General features: G+C 55.8%; 13 protein-coding genes and 1 tRNA gene. 7 read left to right on the top strand and 7 right to left on the bottom strand.

Annotation, left to right across the window (positions count from 1 at the left end):
* Positions 1-398: 398 nt before the first annotated feature.
* Positions 399-475, bottom strand: a tRNA-Ile gene (locus ACUTQ5_RS18825).
* Between the two features lie 147 nt (positions 476-622).
* Here ACUTQ5_RS18825 and mug point away from each other — a divergent pair.
* Complete coding sequence (gene mug, locus ACUTQ5_RS18830; protein WP_445652477.1) at positions 623-1111, top strand: G/U mismatch-specific DNA glycosylase; 489 nt, start codon at positions 623-625, stop codon at positions 1109-1111.
* Between the two features lie 64 nt (positions 1112-1175).
* On the opposite strand, the gene rpoD is transcribed toward mug, so the two are convergent.
* From rpoD to rpsU, 3 genes are all read right to left on the bottom strand, one after another.
* Positions 1176-3011, bottom strand: coding sequence for an RNA polymerase sigma factor RpoD (gene rpoD, locus ACUTQ5_RS18835; protein ID WP_017894063.1), 1836 nt, complete (start codon positions 3009-3011; stop codon positions 1176-1178).
* 158 nt (positions 3012-3169) lie between these two features.
* Positions 3170-4918, bottom strand: a complete 1749-nt coding sequence (gene dnaG / locus ACUTQ5_RS18840) for a DNA primase (protein ID WP_012146996.1) — start codon at positions 4916-4918, stop codon at positions 3170-3172.
* Positions 4919-5054: 136 nt separating this feature from the next.
* Positions 5055-5270, bottom strand: a complete 216-nt coding sequence (gene rpsU, locus ACUTQ5_RS18845; protein ID WP_001144069.1) for a 30S ribosomal protein S21 — start codon at positions 5268-5270, stop codon at positions 5055-5057.
* Between the two features lie 327 nt (positions 5271-5597).
* On the opposite strand from rpsU, the gene tsaD reads away from it, so the two are divergent.
* A complete protein-coding gene (tsaD, locus tag ACUTQ5_RS18850; RefSeq protein WP_135318122.1) occupies positions 5598-6611 on the top strand; it encodes a tRNA (adenosine(37)-N6)-threonylcarbamoyltransferase complex transferase subunit TsaD in 1014 nt (337 codons plus the stop codon).
* 35 nt (positions 6612-6646) lie between these two features.
* Here tsaD and plsY read toward each other — a convergent pair whose 3' ends face one another.
* Positions 6647-7285 (bottom strand): glycerol-3-phosphate 1-O-acyltransferase PlsY, encoded by a 639-nt coding sequence (gene plsY / locus ACUTQ5_RS18855; protein ID WP_153858922.1) that lies wholly within the window; start codon positions 7283-7285, stop codon positions 6647-6649.
* A 107-nt stretch (positions 7286-7392) separates the two neighbouring features.
* Here plsY and folB point away from each other — a divergent pair, with 107 nt between their 5' ends.
* Positions 7393-7752 (top strand): bifunctional dihydroneopterin aldolase/7,8-dihydroneopterin epimerase, encoded by a 360-nt coding sequence (folB, locus tag ACUTQ5_RS18860; RefSeq protein ID WP_445652478.1) that lies wholly within the window; start codon positions 7393-7395, stop codon positions 7750-7752.
* Between the two features lie 131 nt (positions 7753-7883).
* A complete protein-coding gene (gene bacA / locus ACUTQ5_RS18865; RefSeq protein ID WP_445652479.1) occupies positions 7884-8708 on the top strand; it encodes an undecaprenyl-diphosphate phosphatase in 825 nt (274 codons plus the stop codon).
* Positions 8709-8906: 198 nt separating this feature from the next.
* On the opposite strand, the gene ACUTQ5_RS18870 is transcribed toward bacA, so the two are convergent.
* Both ACUTQ5_RS18870 and ACUTQ5_RS18875 read right to left on the bottom strand, forming a co-directional pair.
* Positions 8907-10151 carry a multifunctional CCA addition/repair protein gene (locus ACUTQ5_RS18870; protein WP_445652480.1) on the bottom strand — a complete coding sequence of 415 codons (1245 nt, stop codon included), beginning with the start codon at positions 10149-10151 and terminating at the stop codon, positions 8907-8909.
* Between the two features lie 123 nt (positions 10152-10274).
* Entirely contained in the window at positions 10275-10895 is a 621-nt protein-coding gene (locus ACUTQ5_RS18875) for a TIGR04211 family SH3 domain-containing protein (RefSeq protein ID WP_012146991.1), read from the bottom strand.
* 280 nt (positions 10896-11175) lie between these two features.
* Between ACUTQ5_RS18875 and ACUTQ5_RS18880 the strand changes: the two genes are divergently transcribed.
* The 3 genes from ACUTQ5_RS18880 to hldE all read left to right on the top strand — a co-directional run bounded on the left by ACUTQ5_RS18880 (position 11176) and on the right by hldE (position 16890).
* Positions 11176-12483, top strand: a complete 1308-nt coding sequence (locus ACUTQ5_RS18880) for a CYTH domain-containing protein (protein WP_445652481.1) — start codon at positions 11176-11178, stop codon at positions 12481-12483.
* Positions 12484-12528: 45 nt separating this feature from the next.
* Positions 12529-15366, top strand: coding sequence for a bifunctional [glutamate--ammonia ligase]-adenylyl-L-tyrosine phosphorylase/[glutamate--ammonia-ligase] adenylyltransferase (gene glnE / locus ACUTQ5_RS18885; RefSeq protein WP_445652482.1), 2838 nt, complete (start codon positions 12529-12531; stop codon positions 15364-15366).
* Between the two features lie 93 nt (positions 15367-15459).
* A complete protein-coding gene (gene hldE, locus ACUTQ5_RS18890; protein ID WP_012146988.1) occupies positions 15460-16890 on the top strand; it encodes a bifunctional D-glycero-beta-D-manno-heptose-7-phosphate kinase/D-glycero-beta-D-manno-heptose 1-phosphate adenylyltransferase HldE in 1431 nt (476 codons plus the stop codon).
* Positions 16891-16904: the final 14 nt, after the last annotated feature.

Consider the following 16904-nt stretch of genomic DNA (forward strand, 5'->3'; position numbering starts at 1 on the left):
TCTTCAGAAAAACGCTAACTGACAAGCATTATTCCTTGTGGGGCCTTTTTTGTAACTTTCAATCAATGCTTGTTTCACGTCTTGTTGAGCTGTTCGCTAACGATTTACGACATGGGTGGAAGTGGGGGACAGTATCAGGACTCTCAGAAGCAAGGGGGATTTGTATTGACTGGTGACTTATCATCATTCCGTTTGCGTCCTACCACCACCGACACACAACCGCATTATCACGGGTGGAGCGAGGCAAGTGGGAGCAGCGGTTAACCATATTTGGCGCATGATGTGACGAGTGGGCATAACACAACCAAAAAGCACCATGGTTACCTATGTGAAATATCCCCGGCATATCCCCAAAATAACAAAGGGCTTACGGTTTCATCATAAGCCCTTGTTTTGTTTGGTGGCCCCTACTGGACTTGAACCAGTGACCAAGCGATTATGAGTCGCGTGCTCTAACCAACTGAGCTAAGGGGCCAAGCGGCGAGATTATACGGTAATCCTCCGGCGCAGGTCTACTGTTAACCATCTGTATGTTGCTTTTCTGCGCAGTTCTAGCCTGTTGTAATTGCTGGCGGATTTTGCGATAACCGCTGTAAATCCCTTTAATGGACTCTCGAACCCTATGGAACTCCTGGCATCCAACCTGCGGGTTGTGTTTTGTGGCATCAACCCGGGCCTGTCCTCGGCCCACCAAGGCTACCCCTTTGCTAACGGCAGTAACCGCTTCTGGAAGGTGGTGCATCAGGCGGGTTTTACTGACACTCAATTAGCGCCAGAGCAATGGCAACAGTTACAGGATACCGGTTGTGGTATCACTGCGTTGGTGGCGCGGCCCACGGTGGCGGCCAGTGAGGTGACGCGTGACGAGCTGCTCAGCGGCGGTGAGGCATTAAAGGAAAAAATCCTGCGCTACCAGCCGCGTGCGCTGGCGATTTTGGGCAAGCAGGCGTTCAGCAGTGCCTTCGGGGTACGTAATGCGTCCTGGGGACATCAGGAGATGACGATCGGTAAAACTGAGGTTTGGGTACTGCCGAACCCCAGCGGATTGAACCGTGCCACGCTGGAGCAGCTTACGGAGAGCTATCGCGAGCTGTTCCTGGCATTGAAATAAGCCCGATGGATTTTAGGCAATAAAAAACCCCGGCTTGCCGGGGTTTTTTGCGAGCAGCTAAACCTTAGTCGTCCAGGAAGCTACGCAGCACTTCGGAACGGCTTGGGTGACGCAGTTTACGCAGCGCTTTGGCTTCGATCTGACGAATACGCTCACGGGTAACGTCGAACTGTTTGCCCACTTCTTCCAGCGTGTGGTCGGTGTTCATATCGATACCGAAACGCATACGCAGTACTTTCGCTTCACGTGCGGTCAGGCCAGCCAGGACGTCGTGCGTAGCAGAGCGCAGGCTCTCTGAGGTAGCAGAATCCAGCGGCAGCTCGAGGGTGGTATCCTCGATGAAATCGCCCAGATGTGAATCTTCATCATCACCGATCGGCGTCTCCATGGAGATCGGCTCTTTGGCGATCTTCAGCACTTTGCGGATTTTGTCTTCCGGCATCAGCATGCGTTCAGCCAGCTCTTCCGGCGTCGGTTCGCGGCCCATCTCTTGCAGCATCTGGCGCGAAATACGGTTGAGTTTGTTGATGGTCTCAATCATATGCACCGGAATACGGATGGTACGCGCCTGGTCGGCGATAGAGCGGGTGATAGCCTGACGGATCCACCAGGTGGCGTAAGTCGAGAACTTATAACCACGACGGTATTCAAACTTGTCTACCGCTTTCATCAAGCCGATGTTGCCTTCCTGGATCAAATCCAGGAACTGCAGACCGCGGTTGGTGTATTTCTTGGCGATAGAAATAACCAGACGTAAGTTGGCTTCAACCATCTCTTTCTTCGCACGGCGGGCTTTCGCTTCACCGATAGACATGCGACGGTTGATGTCCTTAACCTGCTCGATGGTCAGGCCGGTCTCTTCTTCGATCTGACGCAGTTTCTGCAGGCTGCGCTGCACGTCATCCGCGACGTCTTTCAGCTTTTCTGACCATGGCTTGGCCATTGCCAGCGCTGCTGCGAACCAGGTATCGCTGGTTTCGTTGCTGGAGAACAGAGTAACGAAGTTTTTCTTCGGCATTTTGCACTGTTCAACGCACAGCTTCATGATGATACGTTCTTGAGTACGAACGCGATCCATCATGATGCGCATGCTGTTGACCAAGAAGTCGAACTGTTTTGGCACCAGGCGGAACTGCTTGAACACTTCAGACAGCTTCAGAATTTCTTCTGCTGCGCTGGCGTGGCTGCGGCCGTTCTTTTTGATGACGACACGAGTCGCTTCATACTGATCGCGCAGATCGGCGAATTTCTGACGAGCCAGCTCTGGATCGATGCTGTTGTCATCTTCTTCTTCGTCTTCGTCGTCTTCTTCTTCGTCATCTTTCTGCTCTTCGGTCGACAGCTCAGAACCGACGTGCGTTGCGGTAGGTGCGATGTCTTCTTCCGCATTAGGATCGACGAAGCCGGTGATCAGATCGGACAGGCGAGCTTCGCCTGCTTCGACGCGATCGTACTGCTCCAGCAAATAGGTAATGGCTTCCGGGTACTCGGCAACTGAGCACTGAACCTGGTTGATGCCGTCTTCAATGCGTTTGGCGATGTCGATTTCGCCTTCGCGCGTCAGCAGTTCAACGGTCCCCATTTCACGCATGTACATGCGCACCGGGTCGGTGGTACGGCCAATTTCAGACTCAACGCTGGACAACACTTGAGCAGCCGCTTCAGCCGCATCATCATCGGTGTCGGTGGTGTTCTCGGCCAGCATCAGGTCATCGGCGTCCGGTGCTTCTTCCAGCACCTGGATGCCCATGTCGTTAATCATCTGGATGATGTCTTCGATCTGGTCGGAGTCGACGATATCTTCCGGCAGATGGTCATTGACCTCAGCATAGGTCAGATAGCCTTGCTCCTTACCACGGGTGACAAGTAGCTTTAGCTGTGACTGCGGGTTTTGCTCCATAAGACGGTATCCACACTTCAGAGTATTGGGGTTGGTGTCGGTCGGCGAAACTGCCAACAATAGCATTTGGGGCGTTTTTGTTGTTGCCGCGGCCCACTGTGGCGGCATATTGCAGGGCTCTGCCCTCGCATTTATCGGCACTTAAGCCGTTTAGGTATTCAGTTTTTCTTCGCTAGCACTTGGTTAAGAGAACGGACTTCTTCGCGTTCTTCCGGGCTGAGGCCATGTGTTCTGGCCTGCGCGATCAATGTCTCCAACCGTTGCTCCAGTACCGAGTCATATAGGCTGGCCAAGGTGTCCAAAAAGGTCTGTTCGACCCTTTCCTCAACGATCATATGGTTCCATGTCGCCAAGGTTTCAAGTTGCTGGCTCAATTTGTTGTCGCGATACTGCTCCAACAACTGGCCGGTAGTCAGGCCTGGCTGAGCTAAACAGGTCTGCACCAACTCGACAAACAGCGGTAAACCGGCCTGTTTGGTCTGCTCCAATCCCTCGAGTGAAGGGATAAGTGTAGCCAACTGCGGATTTTGTACCAGTAACCCTATTAGTATACGCATGGTTGTGCGTTTTAGCTGGGGCGCCTGATAGGTATTCGCATTTTCAGCCTGTTTGGGCATCAGCTTGTCTAGCTGGCTGTCATCGAGCAGGCCAAGCTTGCTGCCGAGCTGTTGACGCAGGTACAAGCGCAACGTTTCGCCCGGTACCTGAGTAATCAGCGGCAGTGCCAGCGTGCTCAGTTTGGCGCGGCCGTCCGGACTGCTCAGATCAACCTGTGGCATCAAGGTTTCGAACAGGAAAGTGGAAAGCGGCTGCGCCAGCTCCATCCGTTGTTCGAAGGCCTCTTTGCCTTCTTTGCGTACCAATGTGTCCGGATCTTCGCCATCAGGCAAAAACATAAACCGCAGCTGACGCCCGTCATTTAGATAGGGCAGCGCGGTTTCCAGTGCGCGCCAGGCCGCTTCACGACCGGCCCGGTCACCGTCATAGCAACAGACCACGTTGTCGGTGGCGCGGAACAGCAGCTGAATATGTTCCGCCGTCGTTGAGGTTCCGAGCGAGGCGACGGCATAATCAATGCCGTATTGCGCCAACGCCACCACGTCCATATAACCTTCCACTACCAGCAAACGCTGCGGGGTAGGGTGGTTCTGCTGCGCTTCATACAGGCCGTACAGTTGACGACCCTTGTGGAATACTTCGGTTTCCGGCGAGTTCAGGTATTTCGGCATGCCGTCACCCAATACGCGCCCGCCAAAGGCGATCACTCGCCCACGTTTGTCGCGAATAGGGAACATTACGCGTTCACGGAAACGATCGTACGAGCGTCCTTGATCGTTAGTCACCAGCATGCCGGCATCGTTCAATGCACTGCGGCTGTCGGCGTCGCGACCAAAACGCTTTAAGGCATTATCCCAACCGGCAGGTGCAAAGCCGATGGCAAAATGGCGGATAACATCGTCACTCAACCCGCGCTGTTGCAGATAATTACGCGCCGGCGCACCGGAAGGTTGATGCAGTGACTGTTGATAGAACGAACTGAGCTGTTCCATCAGTTGATACAAGCTTTGGCGCTGGTGACGTTCGATCTGGGTCGGTCCGGAACCTGCCTCGTAAGGCACTTCCAGTCCGTGCATGGTTGCCAGCTCTTCGATGGTTTCGACAAACTCAAGTCGGTCGTAATTCATCAGAAAGTCGACGGCGTTACCGTGCGCACCACAACCAAAGCAGTGGTAAAACTGCTTTTCGCCATTAACCGTAAATGAAGGCGTTTTTTCGTGGTGGAACGGACAGCACGCGTGATAGTTCTTGCCTTGCTTCTTGAGCTTTACCCGGGCATCGATCAGATCGACGATGTCGGTGCGAGCCAGCAAGTCATTGATAAATACACGCGGAATTCGTCCAGCCATAAGCCCTTACTTTACTAGCCTATAAACGAGAACAAGCCGCGCATTCCTTTCGGAAAGCACGGCCTTCGTATGCAACTACTCGGTCTGCGCGACTTTTAAAATCAGAAATTCACGCGGCGGGGTTGCCCCCGAAGAATTAATACAGACGAGTGCGGCGTGCGTTTTCGCGAGCCAGTTTCTTCGCGTGACGTTTCACAGCAGAAGCTTTAGCGCGCTTACGTTCGGTAGTCGGTTTTTCATAGAACTCACGACGACGAACTTCAGCCAGAACGCCTGCTTTCTCGCAAGAGCGTTTGAAACGACGCAGAGCAACGTCAAATGGCTCGTTTTCACGTACTTTAATTACAGGCATGTGCCTCTCACCTCAATAAAATTCGGTTTGCTGCTGGCCAAGCGCCAGCAATTTCAAAATGGTGCGGAATTTTACTTCAACGGATGCTGCTTTGTAAAGCACCACAGCAAATTGAAACCTGCGGCCACCCTGGTAAAACATGCGCAATTTTGCATCGGGCGCTGATTATAGACTAATCAGAAAAAAATGCTCGTTTTTAATCAAATCGGCATTTGTGGCTGTAATCATCAACATAGCCCAATAATGGTGAGAAGCGTGCGCCACGCTGGCGGTAAACAGGCTCGATTGTGCTAAACTGGCGGCCGCACGTGAATGATGGGAAATGTAATGCGAGTACTGGGCATAGAAACCTCCTGCGATGAAACCGGAATTGCAGTGTATGACGATCAGGCCGGTTTATTAGCCAACCAATTGTACAGTCAGGTGAAACTGCATGCCGACTACGGCGGCGTGGTGCCGGAGCTGGCCTCCCGCGATCACGTGCGCAAAACCGTGCCCTTGATTCAGGCGGCATTGAAGGAAGCGAACCTGACCGCGGCAGATATCGACGGCGTTGCCTACACCGCCGGGCCAGGCCTGGTGGGTGCACTGCTGGTTGGCGCGACCATTGGTCGTGCGCTGGCGTTTGCCTGGGGCGTACCGGCAGTACCGGTACATCACATGGAAGGCCACCTGCTGGCACCAATGCTGGAAGACAATCCACCGGCGTTCCCGTTTGTCGCGCTGCTGGTTTCCGGCGGCCATACCCAGTTGATAAGCGTGACCGGCATTGGTCAATACGAACTGCTGGGCGAATCGGTCGACGATGCGGCGGGTGAAGCCTTCGACAAAACGGCCAAGCTGTTGGGGCTGGACTATCCCGGCGGACCAATGCTGTCGAAAATGGCGCAGCAGGGTACCGCAGGCCGTTTCACCTTCCCACGGCCAATGACCGATCGGCCGGGGCTGGATTTCAGCTTCTCCGGCTTGAAGACCTTTGCCGCCAACACCATCCGTTCCAACGGTAATGACGATCAAACTCGTGCGGACATTGCCCGGGCGTTTGAAGATGCGGTGGTAGATACGTTGGCGATCAAATGCAAACGTGCGCTGGAACAAACCGGTTTCAAACGACTGGTTATGGCCGGCGGCGTCAGTGCCAACCGCACGCTACGCACTAAAATGGCGGAAATGCTGCACAAACGCGGCGGTGAGGTGTTTTATGCCCGCCCGGAATTTTGCACGGATAACGGGGCCATGATTGCTTATGCGGGTCTGGTGCGGTTGCAGAGCGGTGCCAATCCGGAACTGAGCGTTTCGGTGCGACCGCGTTGGCCACTGGCTGAATTGCCTGCAGTATAAATAGTCGAAAGGCCGGAGATCTCCGGCCTTTTTAATTACTCTTCTTTCTTCTCTTCCTGTTCTGCCGCGTCGGTTTTCTTCTTGCGGAAGACACCCCAGATTTTCCCTTCCTGGCCACGCCACAGGCGTTGAATATTGTCGTGGTGCCGCATCAGAATCAAACACGACAGCATCGCTACCGGGAAGGTGAATTGCGGTTTGAACCACCAGACATAGAACGGAGCAATCAGCGCGCTGATAATCGCACCCAGCGAAGAATAACCGCTGAGTAGAACGGTCAGCAGCCAGGTACCAGTCATCAGGCCGGTAAGATCCCAGCCGATCGGCGCTATGGCACCAAACGCGGTTGCCACGCCCTTGCCGCCACGGAAGTGGAAGAACACCGGGTAAATATGTCCCAGACAGGCGGCGATCGCCGTCAGGCCCAGATACAGCGGCGGGACATCAAGTTTGTATGCCAGCCAGACCGGCAACATCCCTTTGAGAATATCGAAGACCAGCACCGCCGCCGCAGCTACGCGCCCGCCGATACGCAGGACGTTGGTCGCTCCTGGATTCCCTGAGCCATTTTCACGCGGATCGGGCAGCCTGGCGATCCGGCAAACCAGGATCGCACTGGAAACTGAGCCACACAGATACGCGAAGATAATCATGCCAAGCGCGGTAGCACTCATAACGCGGTTCCGTTTAATAAGGGTCGTTTTACTCGCAACATATATGGATAATACTCATATTCCGCTGGAAGTGGTATCCGGCAAGGCCAAAAACAGAGAATGACGTGATGGATATCGTATTTATAGAAGAGCTTACCGTAATTACTACCATTGGCGTTTATGACTGGGAACAAAACATTCGCCAGAAGCTGGTGTTCGATATCGAAATGGGCTGGGACAACCGCCAGGCGGCCGCCAGTGACGATGTGAATGACTGCCTTAGCTACGCCGATATCAGTGAAGCCATCATCCAGCACGTGGAGCCCAATTGCTTTGCGTTGGTGGAACGGGTTGCTGAGGAAATATCTGAAATATTACTCCAGCGCTTCAATTCCCCATGGGTCCGTATTAAGGTCAGCAAACCGGGCGCTGTTGCACATGCCAGCCGGGTTGGGGTGATCATTGAACGTGGCTCCCGGCCTGTGTGAGGTTCTGTCATATCTGTGCAACTTAAGACCGTTAACCTGGTCTGAACCTGAGAATTGTTTTAGCGGCAATGTATTGAACACTGCCGCTTTTTTATGTTTATAGCCGTAAATTTATGGGGTGATCGAAGCACATGGCGGACATGCATTCACTGTTTATTGCGTTTGTTCTTGGGGTGGTCGAAGGGTTAACTGAATTTTTACCGGTGTCTTCAACCGGGCACATGATTATTGTCGGCGAGTGGCTGGGCTTCACTGGCGAAAAGGCCAAAACTTTTGAGGTGATCATCCAGCTGGGGTCGATTCTGGCGGTGGTGGTGATGTTCTGGCGCCGTCTGTTCGGGCTGATCGGCATTCATTTCGGCGGTAAGCCGGTTGAGCATGAAGGCAAAACGTCGGGTCATTTGAAACTGGGCCATATTCTGCTGGCGATGATCCCCGCAGTAGTGCTTGGGCTGTTGTTCCATGATTTCATCAAATCGTTGTTCGCACCGAAAAACGTGATGTATGCGTTGGTGGTCGGCGGTTTCCTGTTGCTGGCGGCGGAATGGCTGAAGCCGAAAAAACCGAGTGCAGAAGGGCTCGATGACATCACCTACCGCCAGGCGTTTATGATTGGTTGCTTCCAGTGTCTGGCGCTGTGGCCGGGCTTCTCCCGCTCAGGTTCCACCATTGCCGGCGGTATGCTGGTGGGCGTGAATCGTTACGCGGCGGCAGAGTTCTCTTTCATTCTGGCGGTACCGATGATGATTGGTGCCAGTGCGCTGGATTTGTACAAGAGTCTGCACTTCCTGACGATGGGTGATTTACCGATGTTTGCGGTCGGTTTTGTCACTGCCTTCGTCGTAGCGCTTATCGCGATAAAAACCTTCCTGACGGTGATCAAGCGCATCTCGTTTGTGCCGTTCGCCATCTATCGTTTTATCGTTGCCGCCGTGGTTTACATGGTCTTCATGTAAGCGACATGCCAATAAAAAACCCCGCGCTGCGGGGTTCAGACTGATGACAAACCTCATTCCTGCCCAGAGCGAGTAGAGGCCGATAAATAAAAATCAGGAAAATCAATTTATTGATTTTCGGCTGCTCACCACAAAGCAGGAAAAACCACGCTTTTTCCTGCTTTGTCAGCAACCTAAACCCCGCGCTGCGGGGTTTTTTTATGCCTGGTCTTTCAGAATATCCTGGGTTTGTTTCCAGTCGGCCAACGCCTGTTGACGACGGCGTTTGAGCTCATCGCGGATCGCCAGCCCTTGCAGGCCGCTGGCCACCACCTCTTTGACCGATACCGCATTCGCCACCTGAAACGCCTGGCGCAGGTAGTCACCCTGCGGATAAGGGTTGTTTTCAAAACCGGTACGGCCACGGGCGTCGGCTTCGCTGGTAAGGATCATCTGTTCCAGTCGCTGTGGTTTGCGCCAAACATCGACCGCATCAAACAGTTTCAGCAGGGTCCCAGGGCGCAGCTTGTTGACCGTATGGATCAGGTCGTGATATTCGGCGACCAGCTTGGCCAGATCGCGTACCGGATTGGGGACTCGCAGCCGCTGGCACAGTGCTTCGACCAGCAGAACGCCCGCAGGCCCATGGCCGTGGTGATGTGGCCAGAACTCTTTTGGCGTCTGCCCTTTACCCAAATCATGGCACAGCGCCGAAAAGCGTACGTCGACCTCGGGGCTGAGTTGGGCGGCGATAGCCAGCGTCATCAGCGTGTGAATGCCGGTATCGATCTCCGGGTGCCATTTGGCGGGGGCCGGTACGCCGAATAAAGCATCGATCTCCGGGAACAGCACACTGAGCGCCTCGCAGTCGCGCAGCACCTGGAAATAGACCTGCGGACTTTGGCTCTGCAGCGCCTTCTCGGTTTCTTTCCAGACCCGTTCTGGGGTCAGCGCCGCCAGTTCGCCGCTGTTCGCCATCTGAAGCATCAACTCGGCGGTTTCCGGGGCGATGCTAAAACCCAGATGAGCGAAGCGGGCGGCAAAGCGCGCCACGCGCAGCACGCGCAACGGATCTTCACCAAAAGCTTCAGATACATGGCGTAACACCCGCGCTTGTAGGTCGGCTACGCCGTTGAAAGGGTCGATCAACTCACCGTCGGCGCTGCGGGCAATGGCGTTGATGGTTAAATCACGACGTTGCAGATCTTCTTCCAGTGTCACGTCCGGCGCTGCGTAGCAGGTAAAACCGGTATATCCCTGGCCGGATTTTCGCTCGGTGCGTGCCAACGCATATTCCTCATGTGTCTTTGGGTTGAGAAACACCGGGAAGTCTTTACCAACCTGTTGATAGCCCAGCGCTGTCAGTTCTGAGGGCGCAGCGCCGACCACCACCCAGTCGCGGTCGACTACCGGTATCTCAAGCAAACTGTCGCGGACGGCACCGCCGACCAGGTAAGTCTTCACTATTAACTCCTGCATTTATCCCAAGGCTCTGTTGACCAGATTACCTCAATTAGCGGCGCGCTGCCGAAACCAATAAAAAGGGCGCCCCGCAGGCGCCCAATCTCAAACCGAACGATACTTTAATCAGTTCATCCAGCGGTTGTTGCTTTTACGACGCGGGATCAGGTGTGGCAACAGCAGACCCAACAGCAGGCCTACGCCAGCCACGCCGCCGCCGTACATAAACCACTGCAGGATAATGGTGCGCTGCTTGTCGTCGAGCTGCAGGTTAACGGCGTTAACCTTTTTCTGCGCCACTACCAGCTGATTTTTCAAATCCTGGTTTTCCTGCTGCAGGCCGCTGATGGTGCTGTCGCTGCCGGCCACTTTCTGCTGCATTTCAGCGGTACGCTGGTTCCAGCTGTTGTCGATATTGGCCAGTTTATCGGTCAGGGTTTTTACCTGTTGCTCCAGCGCGGGCACCTGAGTGCGCAGGCTTGGTGTCTGGCTCAGCTGATCCAATGGGATCCAGGTATTACGGCCCTTGGCATCGCGGATCTGGCCATAGTTGGTGCTGTCATTTACGCTCAACAGGGTCACTTCTTCGCCGGCGTTCAAGGTGCCGACAATACGGTACTGATTACCCGGGCCGCTGTGGACGTAAGTATTCAATTCATCGGAGATATAGCGTTTATCTTCGGCATGGGCGCCCCAAGTGATGCTGAAGCTCAGCACGGCAAGGCAAATCAGGCGTAGTTTCTGCATTAGTTCATCGTTTCTGTGTGAATTTATGGGAACGATAGTAGAGCGTTCAGTCTGACGACGCAACGCAAAAACCGGAATGAGAACTATCTTACTGTGGCAGATTCTGTGAGTTGCGCAGTGTTTTATAACGTAACAGGTTTTTTCTGCAGTTAGCAGGGTTAAGGCGCCGGGAATCGCGGTAAGATAACGGCAACTGTGCGTCACCGGGCAGAACGTGGCAGGCCAGGCCCGCCGCCGCGAAGGCTGACGCGAATGCGTAACTTATTGGTGTAAAAGACTTATGACCGTTGAAATCGAACTGAAATTTATTGCCACCCAGGATGCGGTTGCCGCCTTGCCGCAGCAACTGGCCGCCTGGCCGAATCAGCATTCTGCGCCGCAAAAACTGACCAATATTTATTTCGAAACCGCCGACAATTTCCTGCGTGGGCAGGATATGGGGCTGCGTATCCGCGGGTTCGACGACAGTTATGAAATGACCATCAAAACCGCCGGTAAGGTGGTCGCGGGCTTGCATCAGCGTCCGGAATATGATGTGGCGATCGCTACGCCAGAGCTGGCGCTGGGGCGATTCCCGGCAGATATCTGGCCGCAGGGTTGTGATATCCCGGCTTTGCAGCAGGCGTTGCAACCGCTGTTTCGCACCGACTTCGTGCGTGAGAAGTGGGTGGTCACTTACGGTAAGAGCGAGATTGAGGTTGGCCTTGATCAGGGTGAAGTGAGCGCCGGGGAACTGAGCGAAGCACTTTGCGAAATCGAGCTGGAATTGAAGGAAGGCAATACCGCCGATTTGCTGGCGCTGGCCAACGCACTGGCGGAGCACGGCGGCCTGCGTCAGGGCAGCCTGAGCAAGGCGGCGCGAGGTTATCATTTGGCGCAGGGCAACGTCCCGCGCGAGCGTCAACCATTGGCGGTATTGAAACCGGCCGCTAAATCCACCGTTGAGCAAGGGATGATCACCAGTTTTGAACTGGGTTTGAGCCATTGGCAATATCACGAAGAACTGTGGTTGCGTGGCGATACTCAGGCCCGTCGTTCCGTGATGGAGGCGATTGCGCTGATCCGCCAGGCACTGGTGATTTTCGGCGGCCTGGTACCACGCAAGGCCAGCGCCGATCTGCGCGCCCGGTTGACCGCACTGGAGCCGCTGCTGGTTGATAAAACCACTCAGCCACAGGCGTTGTGCTACAGCGCGGAATATCTGCAATGTAAGTTGGCGCTCACATCGTGGTTGGTGACTGGTGCCTGGAAACCCTTTATCGATGCCAAGGCGCAGGCCAAGCTTGACGGCTCCTTCAAACGTTTCAGCGACATTATGCTGGGGCGCAGCGCCGCCGAGTTGAAAGAAGCCTTCACCCGCACGCTGAACGATGACGAATACGAGGAACAGCTGCCGCGCCTGACGCGTCAGCTCTCGGCATTTATCCTGCTGTCCGGGGCTTACCCTGATGACGAAACCGGCCCCTATATTGACGGATGGCGCGAGCTGCAACTGGCGGTGGCCGAACGGCGTCAGGGCTGGTACGAAGGCAGCCGCAAGCAGGCCTTATCGCATGCGCCATTCTGGTTAAACGGCGCCCTCCGCTAATTAAGTAGGCCTGCCTGGCGCAGGCCGCAGAACGGATCTTTCACTATGTTGCCACTTTCAGCAGCGTTACAGACTCAGGCACAGAACATCGTGCAGCGTTTTCAGGAAACTCAGGGCGCGGACAGCGCGCTCAGCGATCAGGAACAGTGGGTTTTGGCGTCGAGCGACTTTGTCTGCGACATGTTGCTCAACCAGCCGGAATGGCTGGCGACGCTGCGCAAGCAACCGCCGGTGGCGGACGAGTGGCAACATTATGCCGCCTGGCTGCAGGATGATTTGGAAGAGGTGCGTGACGAAGCGCAACTGATGCGCGCACTGCGCCTGTTTCGCCGCGAGACGCTGGTAAGGATCGCCTGGGCGCAGGCGCTGGGCCAATGCAGCACGCAAGAAACGCTGTTGCAGCTGAGTGGGCTGGCGGAAACGCTGATAGTCAGCGCCCGCGACTGGCTGTACCAAACCTGCTGCCGTGAATGGGGCACCCCATGCAATGCTCAGGGCGTGCCGCAGCCGCTTCTGATCCTCGGTATGGGGAAATTGGGCGGCGGTGAGCTGAACTTCTCGTCCGATATCGATCTGATCTTTGCCTACCCTGAAAACGGCCAGACTCAGGGCGGGCGGCGTGAGCTGGATAACGCCCAGTTCTTCACCCGTCTGGGGCAGCGGCTGATCAAAGCGCTGGATCAGCAAACCATCGACGGCTTTGTCTACCGTGTGGACATGCGGCTGCGGCCGTTCGGCGACAGCGGCCCACTGGTGATGAGCTTCGCCGCGCTGGAGGATTATTATCAGGAGCAGGGCCGTGACTGGGAACGTTATGCGATGGTCAAGGCGCGGCTGATGGGCGGTTCGGAAGACGTCTACAGCGAAGAGCTGCGCAAGACCCTGCGGCCGTTTGTCTTCCGTCGCTATATCGATTTCAGCGTGATCCAGTCGCTGCGCAATATGAAAGGCATGATCGCCCGTGAAGTACGGAGGCGCGGGCTAAAAGACAATATCAAACTGGGTGCCGGTGGCATCCGCGAAATAGAATTTATCACCCAGGTATTCCAACTGATCCGCGGCGGCCGTGAGCCGGCGTTACAAGGGCGTTCCTTGCTGCCGACGCTACAGGCGGTGGGGGAACTGGGGCTGCTGGAGCCGCAACAGGTACAGGCGATGAGTGCCAGCTACCTGTTCCTGCGCCGGCTGGAAAACCTGCTGCAGGCGATTGCTGATCAACAAACGCAAACGCTGCCACAAGATGAACTCGACCAGGCGCGGCTGGCCTGGGGCATGGGGTTCGACGACTGGTCGGCCCTGCTGCTGGCGCTGGATGACCATATGCAGGCGGTCAGGGCGGTATTTAACGACCTGATTGGCGACGATAGTCCGGATGTCGGTGAAGATCCCGACTATCAGCACTATCACAGCCTGTGGCAGGACGCGCTGGAAGAGAACGAACTGGCCCCGTTGACGCCGCACCTGGACGAAGAGGCGCGCAGACAGATGCTGCGCACCATCGCCGAGTTTCGTCATGACGTCGACAAACGTACCATTGGCCCGCGTGGCCGCGACGTGCTCGACCAACTGATGCCTCGCCTGCTGGCGGAAGTCTGTCCGCGTCAGGACGCGCCGACCGCGCTGCTGCGTTTGACGCAACTGCTGCTGAGCATTGTGACCCGTACCACCTATCTTGAGCTGCTGGTGGAGTACCACGCGGCGCTTAACCATTTGATTCGCCTGTGCGCCGCTTCGCCGATGGTCGCCAATCAGCTGTCGCGTTATCCGCTGCTGCTGGATGAACTGCTGGAACCGGCGACCTTGTATCAGCCGGTGGCCCCGGATGCCTACCGCAGCGAGCTGCGCCAGTACCTGTTACGGGTGCCGGAGGACGACGAAGAACAAAGGCTGGAAGCGCTACGCCAGTTCAAACAGGCCCAGCAACTGCGTATTGCCGCCGGGGATATCTCTGGTGCGCTGCCGGTGATGAAAGTCAGCGATCACCTCACCTATCTGGCAGAGGCGATCATCGACGTGGTAGTGCAGCAGGCATGGGGCGACATGGTGGCGCGCTATGGCCAGCCGACCCATTTACAGGAGCGTGAAGGGCGTGGTTTTGCGGTAATTGGCTACGGCAAGCTGGGTGGTTGGGAACTGGGTTACAGTTCCGATCTTGACCTGGTGTTTATCCTCGATTGTCCGCCGGAGGTGATGACCGACGGCGATCGCAGCATTGACGGTCGTCAGTTTTATCTGCGTCTGGCACAGCGGGTAATGCACCTGTTCAGCACCCGTACCTCGTCCGGTATTTTGTATGAAGTGGACGCCCGCCTGCGGCCGTCGGGGGCGGCAGGCATGTTGGTCAGCACCGCCTCCGCCTTTGCCGATTATCAGCAGAGCGAAGCCTGGACCTGGGAACATCAGGCGCTGGTACGGGCGCGCATTGTGCATGGCGATCCGCTGTTGCATCAGCAGTTTGACGTTATCCGCCGGGAGATCTTGTGCAAACCGCGCGATCTGGAAACGCTGAAGCGCGAGGTGCGTGAGATGCGCGAGAAAATGCGCAATCACCTTGGCAACAAGCAGCGTGAACTGTTTGATATCAAAGCCGACGAGGGTGGGATCACCGATATCGAATTTATTGCCCAGTATCTGGTCTTAGGCTATGCGGCGGCCGAACCGCGCCTGACGCGTTGGTCTGATAACGTGCGTATTTTCGAACTGATGGCCAATTACAACATCATGCCGGAAGAGGAAGCGCGCGCACTGACTCAGGCTTACGTCACCATGCGCGATGAGATCCATCATCTGGCGTTGCAGGAGCATTCCGGCAAGGTCGGTAACGGACAATTCGCCGCCGAACGTGAACAAGTCCGCGCCAGTTGGGCGAAGTGGCTGGGCTGAGCAGGCCGATTGCGCAATACGTTTTGCAGCTATTACAGACGTCTGTGGTAATATCTGCGCCACTAAAATTTTGTACTTTTTTGGAGTTATCGGATGAAAGTTACACTGCCTGATTTTCGCCGCGCCGGGGTATTGGTGGTGGGTGACGTCATGTTGGATCGCTATTGGTATGGGCCGACCAGCCGTATTTCACCGGAAGCGCCGGTGCCGGTGGTTAAGGTTGAAACCATTGAAGAGCGTCCCGGCGGTGCGGCTAACGTGGCGATGAACATTGCTTCGCTGGGCGCCAATTCACGCCTGGTGGGCCTGACCGGTATTGATGATGCCGCGCGGGCGTTGAGCGCCAAGCTCAATGAAGTCAACGTACGCTGTGATTTTGTCTCGGTGCCGACGCATCCGACCATCACCAAGCTGCGCGTGCTGTCGCGTAACCAGCAATTGATCCGCCTCGATTTCGAAGAAGGTTTTTCAAACGTCGATCCGCAGCCGCTGTTGGAACGTATTCAGCAGGCGCTGCCGCAGATTGGCGCACTTGTGCTGTCAGATTACGCCAAAGGCGCGCTGAGCCAGGTACAGAGCATGATCCAACTGGCGCGAGCCGCCAAGGTACCGGTGCTGATCGATCCAAAGGGTTCCGATTTCGAGCGTTATCGCGGCGCGACATTGCTGACGCCAAACCTGTCCGAATTCGAAGCGGTAGTTGGCCACTGTAAAGACGAAGCCGAACTGGTTGAACGCGGCATGAAGCTGGTGGCGGACTTTGAGCTTTCCGCTCTGCTGGTCACCCGTTCCGAGCACGGCATGACGCTGTTGCAGCCGGGCATCGCGCCGCTGCATTTACCCACTTTGGCGCAGGAAGTGTTTGACGTAACCGGTGCCGGCGATACTGTTATCGGCGTGTTGGCCGCGGCACTGGCTGCCGGCAACACGTTGGAAGAGTCCTGTTTCCTGGCCAATGCCGCTGCCGGCGTGGTGGTAGGCAAGCTGGGGACTTCGACCGTTTCACCCATTGAACTGGAAAACGCGGTACGCGGCCGGGCCGAAACGGGCTTTGGTGTGATGACCGAGGCCCAGTTGAAAACCGCCGTGGCGCAAGCCCGTCAGCGCGGTGAAAAAGTAGTAATGACCAACGGCATTTTCGACATTCTGCATGCCGGTCACGTCTCTTATCTGGCCAATGCCCGCAAGCTGGGCGATCGCCTGATTGTGGCAGTGAACAGCGATGCTTCCACTAAACGTCTGAAAGGCGAAACCCGTCCGGTCAACGCGCTGGAAAACCGCATGATTGTACTGGGTGCGCTGGAAGCGGTGGACTGGGTGGTGCCGTTCGAAGAAGACACGCCACAACGCCTGATCGCCGATATCCTGCCGGATCTGCTGGTGAAAGGGGGCGATTACAAGCCTGAAGATATCGCCGGTAGTACTGAGGTATGGGCCAATGGCGGCGACGTCAAAGTGCTGAACTTCGAAGACGGCCTGTCGACCACCAACATCATCAAGGCAATCAAAGACGGGCGTGGCTAACGTTCGCTGAAAAC

This window comes from Serratia sp. NA_112.1 (assembly GCF_052691715.1).

Coding starts and splice junctions, on each gene's coding strand:
- mug (WP_445652477.1), top strand. CDS start 623: ATGGAACTCCTGGCATCCAACCTGCGGGTTGTGTTTTGTGGCATCAAC.
- rpoD (WP_017894063.1), bottom strand. CDS start 3,011: ATGGAGCAAAACCCGCAGTCACAGCTAAAGCTACTTGTCACCCGTGGT.
- dnaG (WP_012146996.1), bottom strand. CDS start 4,918: ATGGCTGGACGAATTCCGCGTGTATTTATCAATGACTTGCTGGCTCGC.
- rpsU (WP_001144069.1), bottom strand. CDS start 5,270: ATGCCTGTAATTAAAGTACGTGAAAACGAGCCATTTGACGTTGCTCTG.
- tsaD (WP_135318122.1), top strand. CDS start 5,598: ATGCGAGTACTGGGCATAGAAACCTCCTGCGATGAAACCGGAATTGCA.
- plsY (WP_153858922.1), bottom strand. CDS start 7,285: ATGAGTGCTACCGCGCTTGGCATGATTATCTTCGCGTATCTGTGTGGC.
- folB (WP_445652478.1), top strand. CDS start 7,393: ATGGATATCGTATTTATAGAAGAGCTTACCGTAATTACTACCATTGGC.
- bacA (WP_445652479.1), top strand. CDS start 7,884: ATGGCGGACATGCATTCACTGTTTATTGCGTTTGTTCTTGGGGTGGTC.
- ACUTQ5_RS18875 (WP_012146991.1), bottom strand. CDS start 10,895: ATGCAGAAACTACGCCTGATTTGCCTTGCCGTGCTGAGCTTCAGCATC.
- ACUTQ5_RS18880 (WP_445652481.1), top strand. CDS start 11,176: ATGACCGTTGAAATCGAACTGAAATTTATTGCCACCCAGGATGCGGTT.
- glnE (WP_445652482.1), top strand. CDS start 12,529: ATGTTGCCACTTTCAGCAGCGTTACAGACTCAGGCACAGAACATCGTG.
- hldE (WP_012146988.1), top strand. CDS start 15,460: ATGAAAGTTACACTGCCTGATTTTCGCCGCGCCGGGGTATTGGTGGTG.